Source organism: Leisingera sp. (assembly GCF_034669605.1).
In the GTDB taxonomy this organism is placed as follows: Bacteria; Pseudomonadota; Alphaproteobacteria; order Rhodobacterales; family Rhodobacteraceae; genus Leisingera.
In genome coordinates, this window is the sequence record NZ_JAXMOX010000267.1 from 1 (window position 1) to 5,131 (window position 5,131).

At 64.8% G+C, this 5,131-nt stretch carries 3 protein-coding genes; 2 read left to right on the forward strand and 1 reads right to left on the reverse strand.

The genetic code is table 11. The annotated features are described in order from the left end of the window. A partial coding sequence (carB, locus tag VOI29_RS22355; protein ID WP_323783810.1) for a carbamoyl-phosphate synthase large subunit occupies nucleotides 1-3,030 on the reverse strand: 3,030 nt, incomplete at its 3' end. 199 nt (nucleotides 3,031-3,229) lie between these two features. Between carB and VOI29_RS22360 the strand changes: the two genes are divergently transcribed. After that, nucleotides 3,230-4,435, forward strand: coding sequence for an aminodeoxychorismate synthase component I (locus VOI29_RS22360; protein WP_323783812.1), 1,206 nt, complete (start codon nucleotides 3,230-3,232; stop codon nucleotides 4,433-4,435). Then, complete coding sequence (locus VOI29_RS22365) at nucleotides 4,378-5,031, forward strand: aminotransferase class IV family protein (protein WP_323783814.1); 654 nt, start codon at nucleotides 4,378-4,380, stop codon at nucleotides 5,029-5,031. The genes VOI29_RS22360 and VOI29_RS22365 overlap by 58 nt, the downstream gene beginning before the upstream one ends. Nucleotides 5,032-5,131: the final 100 nt, after the last annotated feature.

The following is a 5,131-nucleotide window of genomic DNA, read 5'->3' on the forward strand; positions in this document are numbered from 1 at the left end:
CAGGATCTGTGCCGCTTCCAGCATCAGACGGCCCTTGTCGGCATCCTTGATCGAGATAAAGGCGCGGCCTTGGGACGGCAGCACCATGCCGGCGCCCATCTGCGCCTTGAGGAAGGCGCGGGCAAAGGAACGGTCCCAGCCCATGACTTCGCCGGTGGAGCGCATTTCCGGGCCGAGGATGGTGTCGACGCCGGGGAAGCGGGCAAACGGCAGAACGGCTTCTTTGACCGAGAACCAGGGCATGTCCGGATCCGCCAGGGTCATCGGGTCGGCCATCGGGGTGTTGACGTCATAGCCTGCATCGGGCTGATACGGCGCGCGCATCGGGAAGTTCGACAGCGGCTCCCCGGCCATCACCCGGGCCGAGATCGAGGCAATGGCGCTGTCGGTGGCCTTGGCCACAAACGGCACGGTGCGCGAGGCGCGCGGGTTCACCTCGATCAGGTAAATCTCCTCTTCGCCGGCGTCATTGGGTTTGATCGCAAACTGGATGTTCATCAGGCCAACCACATTCAGCGCCTTGGCCAGCGCAAAGGTCTGTTCCTTGATCTGGTCGATCACCGGCTTGCCGAGCGAGTAGGGCGGCAGGCTGCAGGCACTGTCGCCCGAGTGCACGCCGGCCTCTTCGATGTGCTGCATGATGCCCGCCACATGCACGTCCTTGCCGTCGCAGATCGCGTCCACATCCAGTTCAACCGCGCCGGAGAGGTAGCTGTCGAGCAGCACCGGGCTGTCGCCGGAGACCACCACCGCCTCGGCGATGTAGCGCCGGAGCTGGTCCATGTCGCGGACGATTTCCATCGCCCGGCCGCCCAGCACATAAGACGGGCGGATCACCAGCGGGAAGCCGATTTCCTCAGCGATGGCAAGCGCTTGCTCGTCGGTGGAGGCGATGCCGTTCTTCGGCTGCTTGAGGCCCAGGTTGTTGACCAGCGCCTGGAACCGCTCGCGGTCTTCGGCCAGGTCGATGGCGTCGGGCGAGGTGCCGAGGATCGGGATGCCTTCCTCTTCCAGCGCGTTTGCCAGTTTCAGCGGGGTCTGGCCGCCGAACTGCACGATGACGCCGTGCAGGGTGCCGTTGTCCTGCTCAACCCGCAGGATTTCCATCACGTGCTCGAAGGTCAGCGGTTCGAAATACAGCCGGTCCGAGGTGTCATAGTCGGTCGACACGGTTTCCGGGTTGCAGTTGATCATGATGGTCTCGAAGCCCGCGTCGGTCAGCGCAAAGCAGGCGTGGCAGCAGCAGTAGTCGAACTCGATGCCCTGGCCGATCCGGTTCGGGCCGCCGCCGAGGATGACCACCTTCTTGCGGTCGGAGGGGCGCGCCTCGCATTCCGCTTCGCCAAAGGCCGGCGCTTCATAGGTCGAGTACATGTAGGGCGTCTGCGCCTCGAATTCGGCGGCGCAGGTGTCGATCCGCTTGAACACGGCGTTGACGCCGGCCGCGTGGCGGGCCTTGCGGACGTCTGCCTCTGTCCGGCCGGTCAGCTTGGCCAGGCGGGCATCGGTGAAGCCCAGCATCTTGAGCGCGCGCAGGCCTTTTTCGTCCGCCGGCAGGCCGCTGCCGCGGACCTCCTCTTCGGCCGCGACGATTTCGCGGATGCGGGCCAGGAACCAGGGATCGAATTTGGTGACGCCGTGGATTTCATCGTCGCTCAGCCCGTGGCGCATGGCCTGGGCGATGGTGCGCATCCGGTCCGGGGTCTGCAGGCTGATCGCCTTGAACACCGCCGCCTTGTCGGGGGCGCCGGGGATCTCCACCTCGTCAAAGCCGGTGAGGCCGGATTCCATCGACGCCAGCGCCTTTTGCAGCGATTCATGGATGGTGCGGCCGATGGCCATCGCCTCGCCCACCGATTTCATCGCGGTGGTGAGGTAGGGTTCCGAGCCGGGGAATTTTTCAAAGGCGAATTTCGGAATTTTTGTCACGACATAGTCGATGCTCGGCTCGAACGACGCCGGAGTCACCTTGGTGATGTCATTGTCCAGCTCGTCCAGCGTGTAGCCAACCGCCAGCTTGGCGGCGATCTTGGCAATCGGGAAGCCGGTGGCCTTGGAAGCCAGCGCCGAGGAGCGGCTGACCCGCGGATTCATTTCGATCACCACCATGCGGCCGTCGGCGGGGTTCACTGCCCATTGCACGTTGGAGCCGCCGGTTTCCACGCCGATCTCGCGCAGCACGTTGATCGAATGGGTGCGCATGATCTGATATTCTTTGTCGGTCAGCGTCAGCGCCGGGGCCACGGTGATCGAATCGCCGGTGTGGACGCCCATCGGGTCGATGTTTTCAATCGAGCAGACGATGATCGCATTGTCCGCCTTGTCGCGGACCACTTCCATTTCGAACTCTTTCCAGCCCAGCAGGCTTTCGTCGACCAGGATCTGGTTCACCGGGGACGCGTCCATGCCGGTGCGGCAGAAGTGGATGTAATCTTCGCGGTTGTAGGCGACGCCGCCGCCGGTGCCGCCCATGGTAAAGGCGGGGCGGATGATTGCGGGCAGGCCGATGTCTTCCAGCGCGTCCAGTGCGATGCGGACACCTTCGTCCAGGTCCGCTTTGCCGTCCTCCAGCTTGGGTGCGGTGACGATGGTGGCGCGCGGGTTTTCGATGCCGAGGCGGTCCATTGCTTCGCGGAACAGTTTGCGGTCTTCAGCCATTTCAATGGCATCGCGGGTGGCGCCGATCATTTCGACACCGAATTTCTCGAGCACGCCCATTTCTTCCAGCGCCAGCGAGGTGTTGAGCCCGGTCTGCCCGCCCATCGTCGGCAGCAGCGCGTCGGGGCGTTCCTTCTCGATGATCTTGGCGACCACTTCCGGGGTGATCGGCTCGATATAGGTGGCGTCGGCCAGGCCCGGATCGGTCATGATGGTGGCCGGGTTGGAGTTCACCAGGATGACCCGGTAGCCCTCTTCGCGCAGGGCTTTGCAGGCCTGGGCGCCGGAGTAATCAAACTCGCAGGCCTGCCCGATGACGATCGGACCGGCTCCGATGATCATAATCGACTGGATGTCGGTTCTTTTGGGCATGGCCATATTCCTTTGGTTGACGCGCGGGCAGCTTTGAATCGGGGGCACCGGCGAGTGCCCAAATTGTCCTGCGTTATAGGGACCGCGCCGAAAGGTTCAAGGGGGATCGGAAACGGATTTGGAAATGCCGCATCCACCCCTTTTGTTCGCATAGCGAACGGATATATGTGGGGGGCAGACGTTCACGGAGTCAATTCCAGTGCGGATTCGCTTTGATCAGGGGCCCAAGGGGGCCGGCACATGTTTCGACCAGCCGCTGCGCCTGATCCGCGCGGACGGGCCGGAAGAGGTGCCCGCTGCGCTGGCCGCCTTGGATACGGCACGCGCGGACGGGCATTGGCTGGCGGGCTATGCTTCTTATGAACTGGGCTATGCGCTGGAGGTGAAGCTGGCGGGCCGGATGCCAGCGGGGCGGCGGCTGCCGCTGATCTGTTTCGGGGTCTATGACGATCCATCCATAAATGCCACCGAGGGCAGTGCCCGTCCGCGGGCGGAAAGCGCAGCGCCCGCCCGGGGGGGCGGACGGGCGCTGCCCGGCGTGCCGCCGGGCGATGCGGGGCTGGAACACATCACTCCGAGGTGGAGTTATGAACGCTACGCCGAAGCCTTTGCCGAGGTGAACCGCAACATTGGCAAGGGCGATAGCTATCAGGCCAACCTGACCTTTCCGATTGATGCAGAGGCGTTTGGCACTGCCGGGGAGCTATACGCCGCACTGCAGGCCAGACAAGCGGTGGGCCAGGGTGTCCTTGTCGAACAGGACGGTCTGCCGGATCTTTTGTCGCGCTCGCCGGAACTGTTCTTCCGCACCGATGCGGCGGGCGTGATCGAGACCCGGCCGATGAAGGGCACCCAGCCGCGCAGCGATGATCCGGCCGAGGACGCCCGCCGCCGCGACTTCCTGCGCCAGGATGAAAAGAACCGCGCCGAAAACCTGATGATCGTGGATCTTCTGCGCAACGACATCTCCCGCGTGGCGGAGACCGGGTCGGTGCAGGTGCCGGAACTGTTTGCGGTCGAAAGCTATGCCACCGTGCATCAGATGGTCTCGATGGTGCGGGCAAAGCTGCGGCCTGACGCCGGGCTGGCAGAGATTTTTGCGGCGCTGTTTCCTTGCGGCTCGATCACCGGCGCGCCGAAGATCCGGGCGATGGAGATCCTCAACGATCTGGAACCCTGGGCGCGTGATATCTATTGCGGCACCATCGGCTGGGCAGCGCCGGACGGCACGTCGGAATTCAACGTGGCGATCCGCACGCTGATGCTGGAAGAGGGCCGCGCGACGCTTAACGTGGGCGGCGGCGTGGTCTGGGACAGCACCGCGGAGTCTGAGTATGAGGAAGCGCTATGGAAAGCCCGGTTCGCCCGCGTGACGCCATCCGGAACGATCCCGCTTTCCGCCTGATCGAGACGCTGGGCTGGCATCCGGGAGAGGGGTTTCGGCATCTGGAGCAGCATCTGGCCCGGATGGCGCGCAGCGCTGCGGCGTTTGGTATTCCCTTTGATCCGGCGCAGGCGCGGCATGTCCTGGCGGAGGCTGGCGGCGACAGGCCGCTGCGCTGCCGCCTCGCTTTGGAGGCGGGCGGGCAGCTGGAGCTGACGGCGCCGCCGCTGGGCAGCAGCCCTGCGGAATGGCGGCTGGGCATCGCTGAAACAAGGCTGGATGCGGCGGATGTCTGGCTGCAGCACAAGACCACCCGCCGGATCCTGTATGATGCGGCGCGGGCCAATCTGCCCGGCGGTATGGATGAGCTGCTGTTCCTGAACCAGCGCGGCGAAGTCTGCGAAGGCACCATTACCAATCTGTTTGTCACCCGCGCGGATGGGCAGGTGGTCACGCCGCCGCTCAGCTCCGGCCTGCTGCCGGGCATCTTGCGTCAGGTGCTGCTGGAGCGGGGGGAGTGCCGCGAGGCGGTTCTTGGCCTGCAAGACCTGCAGGCGGCGCGGGCCATCCATATGGGCAATTCCCTGCGCGGGCTGATCCCGGCCCGGCTGGTCTGACGACAGGTCCGGCAATGGATATGACACTGGAACTGACACTGGAACTGACAGGCGGCGCTCCCGCGCGCAAACGCCCCCCTGGCTGGCGCCAGACGGCGCT

Coding starts and splice junctions, on each gene's coding strand:
- VOI29_RS22365 (WP_323783814.1), top strand. CDS start 4,378: ATGGAAAGCCCGGTTCGCCCGCGTGACGCCATCCGGAACGATCCCGCT.